The sequence below is a fragment of the Streptomyces sp. NPDC046900 genome, from assembly GCF_040644975.1.
In the GTDB taxonomy this organism is placed as follows: domain Bacteria; phylum Actinomycetota; class Actinomycetes; order Streptomycetales; family Streptomycetaceae; genus Streptomyces.
On record NZ_JBEYXD010000010.1, the window covers coordinates 88,794 to 103,897 of the forward strand.

The following is a 15,104-nucleotide window of genomic DNA, read 5'->3' on the forward strand; positions in this document are numbered from 1 at the left end:
GCCGATCATGCACCAGGGCACTGACAAGGTCGGTGGAACGGCTTTGGGCGGGAGCTGCCATGGGGCGAGTGATCATGGCCCCGTAAGCTTCCGGCGCGTCGGGCAGTCTGTGGACCTGCCCGGTAAAGCACGACGTTGGGGCCATGATCTTCGAGGCTCGCCCCATGGTGGCTGCCTAAAGCCGTGGAGCCGACCGCCCCAGCCACGACGGGTTCTGACCTCATGCCGCCGGCCAACCCTCTCCAGGGCGCGCGTCGGCGCAGCCCGCGCGGAGCGGGCCGAAGGCAGGAGCGTCGCGCGGAGCGGAGCCGGGAGCGCGCCCGGCGGAGCGGAGCGCAGCCGGGGCTTGATGAAGTAGGGAAAGTCTTACCGCGCCCCTCAGTGACCCTCAGTGATCATCTCGGTCCGGGTGACCCTACTCGCGTGAGTAGGCACGCGGCAACGCTGGAGCCGACCGGTATCAAGGGACGCAAGGAGTTGGCTCATCTGATGGGACCGAAGTCGGAGCGGGTCTACCGCACGATCCGCGAGTGGATCTCAACGGGGAAGTACCTGCCTGGCTCCAAGATTCCGTCTGAGCGGACCCTCTCAGAAGAGCTGAGCATTGGCCGGACGGCTCTACGCCAGGTGCTCGCGCGGCTCGTTGCCGAGGGCGTCATCGAGGTCCATGGCCGCAGTTCCTACCGCGTGCCGGATCGGTCCGTGACCACCGAGGCGCCAGCGGATGTGGAGCCGTGGCAGATCCATGCGGACGCTCTATGACAACCGCTGAGTGAAGCTCAGCCCCCCTCGTCGACGTGGAGCCGCCTGGTGTCGAGCGCTTCCAGCATCACGTCGTAAGACTTCATCACGTGGCTATCGCCGCCGTCATCGACGACCAGGACCGCGTCCTGATGATGTGGCGCTACCGCTTCGTCCCCGACTCGTTCGGCTGGGAGCTGCCCGGCGGCATCGTCGATGAGGGCGAAGACCCGTCACAGACGGCGCTGCGCGAAGTGGAGGAAGAGACCGGCTGGCGGCCGGATGCTCTGGAGCACGTGGTCACCTATCAGCCCATGGTGGGCATGGTCGACTCGCCGCACGAGATCTTCGTGGGCAAGGGCGCCAAGCTCGTGGGGAAGCCGACAGACCTGGAAGAGGCCGGGCACATCGCTTGGGTGCCTCTCTCCGATATCCCCGGGCTGCTGGCGCGAGGTGAACTCATCGGCTCGGGCACCCTCGTGGCTGGCGGTCAACAACCCTTTCTCGTCGACCGTGTATCGCAGCAAGTTGCTCAGCACCATGCGCTTGCGGCGTACGGTAAACGCGCTACCCCGCGTCGACTGGACGCCGCCGGAGACGGACGACGAGATCGATTTCCGGTACGTGCCGGGTCCCGCTCTCGCCCGGGCTTTCATCGGGGCCGTACGAGACTCCGGCCCCGTGGGGAGCATCTGGGCGCATTTTTCGGGTGCCTGTACTACGCCGCCATGCGCCCCGCCGAGATCGCCTCTCTCAAGGCCGCGGATTGCACCTTGCCGCCCGAGACCCCGGAGACGGCCGACGAGTGGGGCGAGCTGCTGCTGGAGGAAAGTCGCCCAGAGGTTGGTGGCGGATGGACCGACGACGGGGCCTCATACGAGGCTCGTAACCTCAAGCGTAGAGCCCGTGGAGCGACGCGAGCAGTGCCCAATCCGCCCGTTCTCGTGCGCATGCTGCGTGACCACATCGCACGGTACGGGACCGCTCCGGACGGCCGTCTGTTCCGCGCGGCGCAGGGCGGGCGGGTCCGCTCCACGGAGTACTGCGATATGTGGGAGGCCGCACGCATCGCCGTGCTGTCGAAAGAAGAAGAGAAGAAGCGGCGTCCCCTCTGGCGAAGGTGCCCTGCTCAATGCGTCACGCCGGTGTCTCTCTGTGGATCAAATCGGGTGTCGACCCCGCGGAAGTCGCTCAGCGTGCCGGGCACAGCATCGCAGTGCTGTACCGCTTCTACGCGAAGATCCTCCAAGGCGGTCGGACGCGTTCCCAACCAGCTCATCGCACTCGAGCTGAGCAAGGACGTATAGGCCAAGGTTGGCCCGCAGATGGCCCACACACAGTGGTCAGAGGTGGGATACGGGCGAGCCACGGTGAGACAGACCGCACGCAGAAAGGGGTGCCCCTCACTCAGAGGCACCCCTTCTGACCTGCACAGTCTTTGACCTGCAAGCGGTGGGTGTGGGATTTGAACCCACGGTGACTCGCGCCACGACGGTTTTCAAGACCGTTCCCTTAGGCCGCTCGGGCAACCCACCCCGCGTCCGCCGGGATCGGCGGGCGCGGGGACAAGAGTAACGGGTGGCACACGCGCGCGTGGTTCAGCGTCGGTCGCGCGGCCCCATGGCCGGGATCAGCTGTCGCCGGCCCGGGAGCCCAGGGTGAGTTCCACCGTGTGGGACTGGCCGCCGCGCTGGTAGGTGATGGTGACCTTGTCGCCGGGCTGGTGGGTCCAGATCTCGCCGATCAGGGTCGGGCCGCTGTCGATCACCCTGTCGTCCAGCTTGGTGATCACGTCGCCCGGCTTGAGGCCGGCCTTGGCCGCGGGGCCGCCCGCCTCGATCGCGGAGGAACCGCCCGAGCCCTGGTCGGTGATCTTCGCGCCGTCGGTGCTGTCGTCCAGCGACACCGTGGCGCCGATCTTCGCGTAGACCGGCTTGCCCGTCTTGATCAGCTGCTGGGCGACGTACTTCGCCTGGTTGATCGGGATCGCGAAGCCAAGGCCGATCGAACCGGACTGGCCGCTGCTGCCCAGCCCGCCGCCGCTCGTGGACTGGATGGCCGAGTTGATGCCGATGACCGCGCCCCGGGCGTCCAGGAGCGGGCCGCCGGAGTTGCCCGGGTTGATCGAGGCGTCCGTCTGAAGGGCGCTCATGTACGACGACTTGCTGCTGGAGTTGCCGTCGCTGGAGGCCACGGGGCGGTTCTTGGCGCTGATGATGCCCGTGGTCACCGTGTTCGAGAGGCCGAAGGGCGCACCGATCGCGATCGTCGCGTCGCCGACCGACACCTTGTCCGAGTCACCGAGGGGGAGCGGCTTGAGGTCCGACGGGGCGTTCTTGAGCTTGATGACGGCGACGTCGTAGCCCTGCGCATGGCCGATGATCTCGGCGTCGTACTTCTTGCCGCTCGGGAACGTCGCCGTGAGCTTGCCGCCGTCGGCCGCGTCGGCGACGACGTGGTTGTTGGTGACGATGTGGCCCTGGGTGTCGAAGACGAAGCCCGTACCGGTGCCGCCCTGGCCGTTCGAGCTCTCGGCCTCGATGGTCACCGTGCTCGGCACCGCCTTGGCGGCCACGCTCGCGACCGAGCCGTTGTCGTGCTTGACGTCACCGCCGCTGGTCGCGGCCGAGACGGTCGTCGAACCGCCGGAGTCGTCGTTCTTGGCCAGCTGGTAACCGATGCCGCCGCCGACACCGCCCGCGACCAGCGCGGCGACGAGGACCGCCGCGACCAGACCGCCACGGCCGTTCCTCGGCTTCGGTGCGGGCGCCTGGTACGAGGCACCCCAGGCGCCGCCCGCGCCGCCACCCGCGTAGGCCGGAGTGGCCGGCGGAGGCGGGGGCCAGCCTGCCTCGGCGGCCGAGAAACCTCCCGGCTGTCCCTGCGGGAACTGAGCGGTCGGCGCGCCTTCCTGCTGCGGCGCGCCGGGCCCGTACGGTGTGCTCCCCGCGGGCGCGGTGCTGCCCCCGTCGTGCCGGGGCGCATCCGCCGCGGGCGTGTGCCCTTCGGGAGCCGCGTCCGGCGCGGAAGCGGGAGCGTCCACCGGCACGGGGGGTGCAGACGGGGCCGGGGGGACCGCAGTGCCCTCGTTCTCGGTGCTCACAGCTCTTCTCCTCGTTCCACGGCAGTCATTCTGGGTTCGTTCCGGCGCCTTCGCTCACCCTGGGCGGCGCCGGGCGCGTTCAGCTGTGCCAGTCTGTTGTACGCCGTCAAGCTTTTCCCACCGGACGTCAGGCCACCATAAGCGGTGGCTGTGGGTCGCCGACCTACCTTTATATGGGACCTGTCCGAACAAAAATCTGCATTCCCGACGCCTCGCCGACGGCCTGGCGTCGCCTTCCGACCCCACACATGCCCCGTGACGGTGGCACCATGACGCGGTGACCCACGCACGACAGCACCTGGTCCAGGTGGTGGCCCACCGAGGAGCCTCCGAAGAGGCCCCCGAGCACACCCTGGCCGCGTACAAGATGGCGATCGAGGACGGTGCCGACGCCCTCGAGTGCGATGTCCGGCTGACCGCGGACGGACATCTCGTCTGCGTTCACGACCGCCGCGTCAACCGTACGTCCAACGGCCGCGGTGCGGTCTCCGCGCTGGAGCTCGCCGACCTCGCCGCCCTGGACTTCGGTTCCTGGAAGAGCCGCGACGAGGAGCCGGACTGGGAGCACCGCCCTCAGGACCCGGAGGACACCTCGGTTCTCACCCTGGAGCGCCTGCTCGAACTCATCGCCGACGCCGGACGCACCATCCACCTGGCCGTCGAGACGAAGCATCCGACGCGCTGGGCGGGACAGGTCGAGGAGCGGCTGCTGCTCCTGCTCAAGCGATTCGGCCTGGAGTCCCCGGCCTCCCCGGCCGAGTCGACGGTGCGCGTCATGAGCTTCTCGGCGCGCTCACTGCACCGGGTGCGGGTCGCCTCCCCGACGCTGCCGACCGTGTATCTGCTGCAGTTCCTCTCTCCCCGGCTGCGCGACGGACGCCTTCCGGCGGGTGTCAGGATCGCCGGCCCCTCCATGCGGATCGTGCGCAGTCACCCGGCGTACATCCAGCGGTTGAAGCAGGTCGGTCACCAGGTGCACGTGTGGACTGTGAATGAACCGGAGGACGTCGACCTCTGCCTCGAGCTGGGCGTCGACGCCATCATCACCAACCGGCCGCGCGCGGTGCTGAGCCAGCTCGGTCGCTGAGAGGCATCGGTTCCGGGTCCTTTATTGCTCCCCATAGGCGTCGAAATCCGGCCACCCTCATTACAAGGAGTGCTCCGGCGCGTTCGGATGGTGTTCGACCGTTACGAGTGCGTCAGCACACGTACGCGGACGGTTTCCGCCCCAGTCCGTTGGGGCATTCACACCGTGGCGTGGGGCGAAGGAGGTCTCGGGGGTGGCGTTGGTGGTGGCACAGGAGGTGCCCACGTCGTCGAGCATGGCCGTACCCCATGGTCCTGCGGGCGTGGGGAAAGCAAGACACCGGATGCGTGATCAACTGCGAACCGGTGGCGTGTCGGAATCGGTCATCGACGATGCCGTACTGATCCTTTCGGAACTACTCAGCAATGCCTGCCGGCACGGCAGGCCGCTCGGCGACAGGCTGACGGGGGACGGGGACGTACTCGCCGCATGGCGTGTCGACGTCTCCGGGCGGCTCACGGTGGAGGTGACGGACGGTGGTGGTCCCACCCGTCCCGTACCGGCGACGCCCTCGGTCACCGCACACGGCGGTCGCGGGCTGAACATCATCACGGCACTGGCCAAGGACTGGGGCGTACGCGACGACGCCCGCGGCGAGGTCACGGTCTGGGTGGTGGTGCAGGACGACGTCGGCACGGCTCACCGTCGGGACGACTTCGCCACGCGCATCACGGCGCCGCCCGTGTCGCAGATACCCGACCTGGACTTCACCGACGCGTTCGAGGACGTGGACTGAGGTCGCGAGGAACGAAGCCTACGGACGCGAGGACGGGGCTGAGGCCGTTGCGACCGGGATGACCGCGGACCCGGCCGACGCACCGGCGACCGCCCGGACCGAGCCGTCCGCACCCGAACGACCGGCTGCGCAAGCCCGCACCGAGCCGGTCGGACTCGAACGGGTCGGCTCCGCAAGCCCGCACCGAGCCGATCGGACCTGAACGGCCGGACTGCGACAGCCCGCGCCGACGACCGGGCCGATCCGCCCACATCACCAACCAGACCGACACGGTCGCACAGACAATCGGACAGCGGCGGTCACCCTGACAACGGAACCGGCCCACTCCCACCGACAGCCGGACCGAAGCGGTCACACGGGCAACGGGGCCCAAGCGCTCGCGCCCAAGGCGGCCCGCTCCCCGCACCGCCCGCCGAGCAGGCCCGTACGGATGATTCCGGCCCGGGCCGAAGCATCCCTTCGGGCACGACTCGGTGCGTTGTCCACAGGATCCCGTCGGCCGTCGTACGAGCGACTAGGCTCGCGCCCGTACGAAACGAGCCGTAACCGGGAGACATCCACGATGGCCAAGAAGCGACCCCAGACCAAGGCCGAGCGCCCGCAGCTCACGGATGCCGAGATCCCGGTCGTCGGCGCTCGCGAGCCCTGCCCCTGCGGCAGCGGACGCCGCTACAAGGCCTGCCACGGTCGGGCCGCCGCGCATGCGGCGACCGAGCTGGTGCAGCGCCCGTTCGAGGGGCTTCACAGCGAGTGCGACTGGGTGGCGCTGCGCGAGCTGGTACCCGCGGCGACCGTCGAGCTGAAGCTGAGGGACGAGCTCCCCGAGGGTGTCCCCTCCGTCACACTCGCCACGGTGCTGCCGATGGCGTGGCCGGCGCTGCGCCGCGACGACGGTTCGGTCCTGATCGGCCTGCAGAACGACACGGCGTCGGGCGACATCAGCCGCGATCTCGCGGACGTCCTCGAGCGTGCCCTCACCGCCGCACCGGGCAGCCCGGTCCAGGCCAGGCGTGCACCCGCCGGCGGCCCGCGGCTCCAGGATCTGCTCGACCCGCAGAGCGCCTTCGAGCCGGTGGTGCACAGCGGCTTCGAGTTCTGGGTCCCGGACGTGGAGAACGCGACCCCCGAGGTGACCGCCTCGCTGGAGCGGGCCAACGAGGCCGCCATCCCCACCGTGAAGCTGAAGGGCGTGGACTCCGCGTACTGGTGCGAGACCCCCGAGAAGAACCATCTGCGATGGGTCATGCCGCACCCGGAGGAGCGGCTTCTGGACGCTCTCGCACGGCTGCACGCGGCCGGGCGGTCGAGCCTCGGCGAGGGCACGCGTCTGGTCGGCTCCTTCCGTGCGCACGGGCTCACGGTGCCGGTCTGGGACCTGCCTAGCGAAATGAGCGCGGAGGACGTCGAGAAGCCGGCGGCCGAGTTCGCCGAGCGCCTCGCGGACACCCTCGCCTCGGACGCACCGCTCACCGCGGACGAGCGCCGGGCGCGCGGCGGACTGACCAACCGCCAGGTCACGCTCAGCTGAGCCACGGCGTTCCGCTGACCGACCGGTCAGCTCGTCGTAGGCTCACGCGATAGGTGACTCCCGTCACAAGTCCCGTCTGCGACCGGCGAATCCGTGTCCGAATAGCCGAGACCGAATTTGCGAACCGCCGATCTCTTGTTACCGTTCCAGTAGCCCGGTTGCTGGTGCATCCCCCGTCGCCAGCAACCGGGTCTTTCCATGTGTGCGTACGGTCCCGAACCCGGGTCGGCGCCAACTTCCGTGCGGATCTGCCGAGTTACTCTGCGTTCCCCCTGGCGGTGTCGCTTCCGGCACGCAGCAGCAGCGGTCCGCTTCCCTCGGCCCCGGCGAACTCCGCGACCGCCGAGTACACGACCGGCTCCCCCTTCAGCCGCTGCCGTGGCGTCTCACAGGCCCCCGGGTCGTCCGCGGCGGCCACCGCGCAGTGCATCTCGATACTGCGCCCCTGTGGGCCCATGAAGCTCAGCACGGAACTCAGCCGCTCCCCTGTGGCATTGCGGTAGTACGTGCGTGCCCAGGTCTCCTGGCCCTGTGTCATCACGCACGTCTGCGCCTCGATACCGTCGGCGGAGGAGAGTTGGGGACCGCAGCGGGCGGCCGTGGTGAGCCCCGGGCCCAGGAGCGGGGAGCGGGCGGAGGTGGGCAGCTTCACGTCATGGTGCGCGGGCTCGCGAAGCGCCGCGCGATCCGCTTCGCCGACCGGACCGGCGGATGCCACGGCGAGGGGCAGCGCGAGCACGGCCGCCACCACGCCCATGAGCACCAGCAGCCTGAACCTGCCGGTTTCGAGTCGGTCGACGGCTCGCGATCCCCTTCCGTGCCCCAGATCCCCGTGTCCCCCGGGACGCATCACCATGAGGCCGAAGATATCGGCCGATCAGGGGCGCCCGGTTCGCCGAACGCCCGACACCCCTACAACTCGGGCGCACTCACACCCGTACGAGTGAGGGCTTCCACAACGGCGTCCACGACCGCCTCCACATCGGGAACCCAGGGCGAGGCGGAGCCGGGCAGCGGCGCCCGCTCCCAGCGGATCTCCCCGGGGCCGGCCTCCGAGGGCGGAAGCGCGAGATAGCCGCCCTCCCCGTGGAAGCGGAGTGAACCGGGGACGAAGTCCTTGGCGTAGAGCAGCTCGCCCAGCTGCTCCATCGAGTAGGGCGCCACGAGGATCGCCCAGCGGTGCGGCGTCGCGACGACCGGGCCGAGGCGCATGCCCTTGCGGTCGAGTGCGGCAAGGGCCCGCGAGGCCGCGAGGGCCGGCAGGCTCACCGCACAGGGCGCCCGGCCCCCGGTGGCCAGCACGATGGGTGCGGACGGCCGGTTGGTCCACCACCAGCGCACCATGCGCTCGTCCGTGGTGGCCGCGAGCAGTCCGGGATCGAAGGGGTGTGCGCCGGGCACCGTGCACTCCGGGTCGGGGCACCCGCAGCGGGCTCGCCCCTGCGGGTCGGCCGCGACACCCGGGAGAACGGGCCACTGCCATCGGGTCGCGAAGGTCAGGGCCGCGCTGATCAACTCAGGCCTTCCGTTGTTCCGCCTGGACAGGAGCCTGCGTCGCCTTCCGAGGATCTCGCGCATGAGCGCTCGTTCCTTTCCGTTGCACGCCTGGCAACACCGTGGGTCACATCACACCATGTGTCGATCACTTCACTGTGCGTACCTACTGGCGCATCACACCCTTGTCTTGGACAAGGGGAACCCCTATGGGTCGAGCGTTGGCTGCGTCCGCGTCCATACTGCGCCCATCACAAGCATGGGCATGGCGTGGGGTGGCGGCACCTGGCGATTTGCCGTCCCGCTCTTCTTCTCCGCCTCCGCCAGGGGAGGATGGGGCACGGTCGTCGGTGGTTAAGACGCCCGGGTCCGGCGCCAGGTTCCGGGTGACTCCCGACCACCCCTGGCCTTCACCGAGTACGTACCCATCACGACCGCTGTGACGCTCCGTCGAACGAGGCCAGTCGACCCCAATTAGCGGATACCTGAGGCTGTTTTAAGCCAACTTTGCGTTGGCGCAGGAGAGTAGGAGCGCCCCTCGGACACCAGGAATCCCAGCAGGACAATGCTGGACATCTCCTCACGAGTGCGTGTACATGTGGAGCCACTGCTAGCGGCGCAGATTGACATGGGGGTTTGCGATGCTATCGAGCAATATGCACCGGTGCGAAAGCCGGATGCCATGAACGCCCCTCACCCTTCGAAAGTGGCCGGAATCGATTCAACGGTTCTCCCGCCCGCACACACTGTCGCGCCGCCGGCTGCCTCCGCGGATGTCCCCTCGGGCGTCTCACCCGGGTCCGTCGGCGAGGTCGCCCTCCTCCAGGACCGGCTCGCCGGCTGGGTCTCCGACCTGACGACGCTCCACGAACTCACCGAACGTCTGGCGCGCACGTCCGCCCTCGCCGAAGCGCTGCAGGAAGTGCTGCGTGCGGGGGCCGCCCTCGTGGGCGCCCGGCGCGGTCTCCTCGTGCTGGAACCGCGTGACGGCCTGGGCCCCGACAGAACGATCGGCCTCGGGCTGGCCCGTGCCGACCTCGGGCACATCGAGACCGTGCCGCGCAGCTCCATGTCGTACGGCCGGATCCTGGACGGGCTGCCGGGCGGTGAACGCGAGATCGCCGAGCCCGACCTTTTCTCCGAGGACGGGCTCGACCCCCGTCACCGCGAGGTGGCCGCCCGGCTCGGCTACGCCGCCAGCTACGCCCTCCCCCTGTCCACCGACGCGGCCGGCCGTCTCGGCGCCGCCGTGTGGTTCTACGACGAACCGGCCGAGCCGGTCGAGCGCCAGCGTCACCTCGCCGGTCTCTACATCCGGTACGCGACCGAGCACCTGGCCCGGATCGTGGAACTCGAGCGCACGCGCGCGTGCATGGCGACGATCGCCGAAGAGCTGCTCCCCGCCCGGCTGCCCCGGCTCCCCGGCGTCCAGCTCGCCGCCCGGCGCAGCAGCGGCCCCTACGGAGGCGGCGACTGGTACGACGCGCTGTCCCTGCCGGACGCCGCGCTCGGTCTCGCGGTCGGCTCGGTCACCGGGTCCGGGCCCAGCGCGGTCGCCGCGATGGGCCGGCTCCGGGCCTCCCTGCGGGCGTACGCCGTGATGGAGGGCGAGGACCCGGTGGCGGTCCTGTCGGACCTGGAGCTGCTGCTGCGGCTCACCGAACCCGCCCGGACGGCCACCGCCTTGTTCGCGTACTGCGAGCCCGCACTGCGCAAGCTCACGCTCGCCGGTGCCGGGCACAGCCCGCCGCTGGTGACCGGCCCGCGCCGCACCGAGTTCGTGGAGACCTCCCTGTCGGCGCCGCTCGGGATGCTGGCCTGCTGGGAGGCGCCGAGCATCGAACTGACCGCCGAGCCCGGCGAGACCGTCCTGCTCTACACCGACGGCCTGCTGCACCGCACCGGCGACCCCATGGACCGCGCCTTCGCCCGGCTGCACGCGGCGGCCGCGAGCGTGCCGAGACCGATGCGCGTCGACCCGGGAGCCATCGCCGACCACGTCCTGCGGACGGTGCTGCCGGACGGCCCCGGCCGGACGGAGGGCACCGAGGACGTGGTCCTGCTGGCCGCGCGCTTCGAGTGAGGGCGCGACTGCCTGCGGTAACAGGTCCTCCGGGCCGGGGCCCCCTTCAGTGCGACCGTACGATGGAGGAGGCCCAGTGCCGTATTCAAGGAGGATGACCGTGGCGGACGAGCTCACTCCGGAGACCCCGGAAGAGACCGAAGAGCCGATCAAGCAGCGCAAGAACGGCCTGTACCCGGGCGTTTCCGACGAGCTGGCCGAGAACATGAAGTCCGGCTGGGCCGACACGGAGCTGCGCGACCTGCAGCCGATCGCCCAGGCCACCGAGACCGCCGGCCGCCGCGCCGCGCTCTCCGCGCGCTTCCCGGGCGAGCGTCTCGTGATCCCCGCGGGCAACCTGAAGACGCGCTCGAACGACACGGACTACCCCTTCCGCGCCTCCGTCGAGTACGCGTACCTCACGGGCAACCAGATCGAGGACGGCGTCCTGGTCCTGGAGCCGACCTCCGACGGCCACTCGGCGACGATCTACCTGCTGCCCCGCTCCGACCGGGAGAACGGCGAGTTCTGGCTCTCCGGCCAGGGCGAGCTGTGGGTCGGCCGCCGCCACTCGCTCACCGAGTCCGAGCAGCTGTACGGCATCCCCGCGGCGGACGTGCGCAAGCTGCCGGAGGCGCTGAAGGAGGCCACCGGCCCGGTCCGGGTCGTCCGCGGGTACGACGCCGCCATCGAGACGGCGCTGCACGACAAGGTGACCGCCGAGCGCGACGAGGAGATGCGCGTCGTCCTGTCCGAGATGCGGTTGGTCAAGGACGCCTTCGAGATCGGCGAGCTGCAGAAGGCGGTCGACTCGACCGTGCGCGGCTTCGAGGACGTCGTGAAGGTCCTCGACAAGGCGGAGGCCACCTCCGAGCGCTACATCGAGGGCACGTTCTTCCTCCGCGCGCGCGTGGAGGGCAACGACGTCGGCTACGGGTCGATCTGCGCCGCCGGCCCGCACGCCTGCACCCTGCACTGGGTGCGCAACGACGGCCCGGTCCGCTCCGGCGACCTGCTCCTGCTGGACGCGGGTGTCGAGACGCACACCTACTACACCGCGGACGTCACGCGCACGCTGCCGGTCAACGGCACCTACAGCGAGATCCAGAAGAAGATCTACGACGCCGTCTACGAGGCCCAGGAGGCCGGTATCGCGGCGGTGAAGCCGGGCGCCAAGTACCGCGACTTCCACGACGCCTCCCAGCGGGTGCTGGCCGAGAAGCTGGTCGAGTGGGGTCTGGTCGATGGCCCGGTGGAGCGCGTCCTGGAGCTGGGCCTGCAGCGCCGCTGGACCCTGCACGGCACGGGCCACATGCTCGGCATGGACGTGCACGACTGCGCCGCCGCACGCGTCGAGACGTACGTGGACGGCACGCTGGAGCCGGGCATGGTGCTCACGGTCGAGCCGGGTCTGTACTTCCAGGCGGACGATCTGACCGTCCCGGAGGAGTACCGCGGCATCGGCGTCCGCATCGAGGACGACATCCTGGTCACGGAGGACGGCAACCGGAACCTGTCGGCGGGTCTGCCCCGGCGCTCCGACGAGGTCGAGGCGTGGATGGCCGCCCTGAAGGGCTGATACGCGATCGAACGGCCGGGTACCGCAAGGGCGGTACCCGGCCGTTCGATCGCATACGAGGGGATCAGCGTTCGCAGGACCGGGTACGCGGCCGCGGGCGCTCCGGCGGCCCACGACCTAGCTGGGTTTCTCCGGACGCACTGCGAAAGCGGCGTACGACCAGCTCGTCGTCGAGGGGTACTTGACGGAACGACAGGCTTCGGGCGGCGCCCCACGTGCGCGCGCCCCGCGTTATCGGACTGCGGCCGCGCGTCGCGTCCGCTCCCCCGAAAAGCTCACAGCCTCTCCCTACACGGCGACCAGCGGGGCGTCCTTCTTCCATTTCAGGATCTTGTCGAAGCTCACCACCGCACCGGTCCGGTCCGGCCTGTTGCCGATGTGGACGTGGTCGGCGAGTTCCTGGATGAGACAGAGGCCACGCCCGTTTTCGGCGTCGGCGCGGGCAGGCCGGATCAAGGGCCGGGTTCTGCCGGTGGGGAAACCGGGGCCCGAATCGGCTACTTCGATACGGCACGTCTCGCCGTCGAGGTAGGCCGTGACCCGGTACGCCTCGGACATACCGCCGTGCGCGGTGCCGCCGCCGTGCTCGACCGCGTTGGCGCAGGCCTCGCTGAGGGCGACGGAAAGGTCGTAGGAGATGTCCGGGTCGACGCCCGCGGTCTCCATCGTGCCCAGAAGGAGCCGCCGGGCGAGCGGTACGCTCGCAGCTTCGCGCCGCAGATGGAGTGACCACCAGATGCTCATGCTCCAGCCTCCTGGCCGCGGCTCGACATACCGTTACGTATTGCCGCGCGTACCGGACCGCAATCGCCCGACGGACGAGATCCCGCTCATTCGGCGGATGCGCCGGGCAGCGGACCGGTGTATGCGCTAGACCGTTCTCACCAGAAGGCGATCTTCCGGATCGCCCCTCCGACAACCGTACGGATGTCACCTTGCGGACCTGCCGTACGAAGCCCGCGTGGCCAGTGGGATGATGAGGCCGCCATGAGTGCCCCCCACCAGCGCACGGTGCGCACCGGAGGTGATCTCCGGACTCTGCGGGCCGCGGTGTTCGCCGCGGTCTGCGTCGTGCTGGCCGCCGCGGGGCACGGGCTCGCCTCCTGCGCCACGGTTCCGCTGTGGACGCTGGGTGCGGGCTTCCTCGGGGTGTTCTCCGTCGCCGCTCCGCTCGCCGGGCGGGAGCGTTCGCTGCCGGGCATCGCCGCGGTCCTCGCGGTGGGCCAGGTCGCGCTGCACACGCTCTTCGGACTGGGACAGCACTCCGGTGCCATGTCGATGGCCCCGAACACGATGCCCTCGTACGACGCCTCGCTCGTGGCGCGGGCGGCGCACATCATGTGCGGCGCCACCGCGGCGGCGATCTCCCCCGCGCAGGCCCAGAAGATCCTCACCGACGCACGTCTCGGCACGGGCCCCGACATGGCCGCCATGCACCACCCGGCCACGGCCGGTTCGTGGTGGTCGGTCCTGCCCTCCGTGCCCATGCTGCTCGGACACGTCCTCGCGGCCGTCGCCGCCGGATGGGTGCTGCGCCACGGGGACATGGCGCTGACCCGGCTCATGCGACTGTCGGCGCACGGGGTCGCGGAGGGGGCGCTCGTACGGTCCCTACGGTCGGCGTTCGCGCTCGCGCGCGCCCTGCTGGCCGGGCTCCCGGCGACACCGGAAGCCGGGCCGCGCGCCCCGCACACCGTCTTCCTCGTTCCGCCGAAGGCGCGGACGACCGCACTGCAACACACGGTGATCCGGCGCGGACCGCCGTCCTTCACTCCTCAGTTCCTCGCTGCCTGACGCGACGCGCCACTCCACCCGTCATGGGGAGGGGCTGCCGTCGTGCGGCATGCGCGCGTGCCCGCGGTGTGCCCCAGAGGTCACCCCTGCGCACGCGTACACCCCTCTTCATCAACGGACTCTCACTCGGAGTGGAGTGCTCTTTGCCATGAAGGCCATCAACGGGTCCCTGCGGGCTTCCCGCGTCGCCGTCGCCGGTGCCGCCGCCGCATCGGCCGTGCTCGTCCTGTCCTCGCCCGCGTTCGCGCACGTCACGGTTCAGCCGGAGGGCCAGGCCGCCAAGGGCGGCTACGCGGTCGTCGACTTCAAGGTGCCGAACGAGCGCGACAACGCCTCGACCACCAAGCTCGAGGTCAACCTCCCGGCCGACCACCCGCTCGCCTCGGTGATGCCGCAGCCGATCGACGGCTGGACGGTGCAGATCACCAAGTCCAAGCTCGACAAGCCGCTCACGATGCACGGCGAGCAGATCGACGAGGCCGTCACCAAGATCACCTGGACCGCCACCGGCAAGGGCATCGAACCGGGCTACTTCCAGAAGTTCCCGCTCTCCCTCGGCCCGTTGCCCGAGGACGCCGACCAACTGGTCTTCAAGGCCCTGCAGACGTACTCCAACAAGGAGACCGTCCGCTGGATCGAACTCCAGAAGGACGGCCAGGAGGAGCCCGAGAACCCCGCCCCGGTGCTCGAACTGGCCTCCGCCGCCTCCTCCGGCCACCACGGCTCCGCGGCCGAGGACGCCTCCGCCACCTCTCCCGGCAAGGACACCACGGCCGAGGGATCCTCCGGCGGCAGTGACACCACCGCCCGCGTCCTCGGCGTCGTGGGCATCGTCGTCGGCGCGGCGGGCGTGGCGTACGGCGTCCTGGCCGGCCGTCGGCGCGTCACCGGGGCCTGACCTCCATCTCGCCTCCGGGCCCGCGCCGGGGCCGTACGACACGCCGTGCCGCATGGCGCACGGCCCCGGCGCACACCGAGCA

The 15,104-nt window shown here is 70.2% G+C and carries 11 protein-coding genes, 1 tRNA gene and 1 pseudogene; 8 read left to right on the forward strand and 5 right to left on the reverse strand.

The window, feature by feature from the left end; all coding sequences use genetic code 11:
* Positions 1–489: 489 nt before the first annotated feature.
* A pseudogene (locus ABZ904_RS13040) lies at positions 490–1,226 on the forward strand (NUDIX domain-containing protein); the annotation flags it as partial.
* A gap of 965 nt (positions 1,227–2,191) precedes the next feature.
* Here the strand turns inward: ABZ904_RS13040 and ABZ904_RS13045 are convergent.
* Positions 2,192–2,276, reverse strand: a tRNA-Ser gene (locus tag ABZ904_RS13045).
* A gap of 95 nt (positions 2,277–2,371) precedes the next feature.
* Positions 2,372–3,844 carry a trypsin-like peptidase domain-containing protein gene (locus tag ABZ904_RS13050; RefSeq protein ID WP_359390722.1) on the reverse strand — a complete coding sequence of 491 codons (1,473 nt, stop codon included), beginning with the start codon at positions 3,842–3,844 and terminating at the stop codon, positions 2,372–2,374.
* Positions 3,845–4,121: 277 nt separating this feature from the next.
* On the opposite strand from ABZ904_RS13050, the gene ABZ904_RS13055 reads away from it, so the two are divergent.
* From ABZ904_RS13055 to ABZ904_RS13065, 3 genes are all read left to right on the forward strand, one after another.
* Positions 4,122–4,931, forward strand: a complete 810-nt coding sequence (locus ABZ904_RS13055) for a glycerophosphodiester phosphodiesterase (RefSeq protein ID WP_359390719.1) — start codon at positions 4,122–4,124, stop codon at positions 4,929–4,931.
* A 193-nt stretch (positions 4,932–5,124) separates the two neighbouring features.
* A complete protein-coding gene (locus ABZ904_RS13060; RefSeq protein ID WP_359390716.1) occupies positions 5,125–5,667 on the forward strand; it encodes an ATP-binding protein in 543 nt (180 codons plus the stop codon).
* Positions 5,668–6,229: 562 nt separating this feature from the next.
* Positions 6,230–7,195, forward strand: a complete 966-nt coding sequence (locus ABZ904_RS13065) for a DUF5926 family protein (RefSeq protein ID WP_359390714.1) — start codon at positions 6,230–6,232, stop codon at positions 7,193–7,195.
* Between the two features lie 256 nt (positions 7,196–7,451).
* On the opposite strand, the gene ABZ904_RS13070 is transcribed toward ABZ904_RS13065, so the two are convergent.
* Together ABZ904_RS13070 and ABZ904_RS13075 are read right to left on the reverse strand one after the other, a co-directional pair.
* Positions 7,452–7,952, reverse strand: a complete 501-nt coding sequence (locus tag ABZ904_RS13070) for a hypothetical protein (RefSeq protein ID WP_359390746.1) — start codon at positions 7,950–7,952, stop codon at positions 7,452–7,454.
* Positions 7,953–8,107: 155 nt separating this feature from the next.
* On the reverse strand, positions 8,108–8,773 hold the full coding sequence (locus tag ABZ904_RS13075) for a bifunctional DNA primase/polymerase (RefSeq protein WP_359390711.1): 666 nt from the start codon (positions 8,771–8,773) through the stop codon (positions 8,108–8,110).
* A gap of 481 nt (positions 8,774–9,254) precedes the next feature.
* On the opposite strand from ABZ904_RS13075, the gene ABZ904_RS13080 reads away from it, so the two are divergent.
* Positions 9,255–10,772, forward strand: coding sequence for a PP2C family protein-serine/threonine phosphatase (locus tag ABZ904_RS13080; protein WP_361822996.1), 1,518 nt, complete (start codon positions 9,255–9,257; stop codon positions 10,770–10,772).
* Positions 10,773–10,872: 100 nt separating this feature from the next.
* Complete coding sequence (locus tag ABZ904_RS13085) at positions 10,873–12,330, forward strand: aminopeptidase P family protein (protein ID WP_359390705.1); 1,458 nt, start codon at positions 10,873–10,875, stop codon at positions 12,328–12,330.
* A gap of 288 nt (positions 12,331–12,618) precedes the next feature.
* On the opposite strand, the gene ABZ904_RS13090 is transcribed toward ABZ904_RS13085, so the two are convergent.
* On the reverse strand, positions 12,619–13,074 hold the full coding sequence (locus tag ABZ904_RS13090) for an ATP-binding protein (protein WP_359390703.1): 456 nt from the start codon (positions 13,072–13,074) through the stop codon (positions 12,619–12,621).
* A gap of 243 nt (positions 13,075–13,317) precedes the next feature.
* On the opposite strand from ABZ904_RS13090, the gene ABZ904_RS13095 reads away from it, so the two are divergent.
* Entirely contained in the window at positions 13,318–14,124 is an 807-nt protein-coding gene (locus tag ABZ904_RS13095; RefSeq protein ID WP_360990856.1) for a hypothetical protein, read from the forward strand.
* Between the two features lie 148 nt (positions 14,125–14,272).
* Entirely contained in the window at positions 14,273–15,022 is a 750-nt protein-coding gene (locus ABZ904_RS13100) for a YcnI family protein (protein ID WP_361823001.1), read from the forward strand.
* Positions 15,023–15,104: the final 82 nt, after the last annotated feature.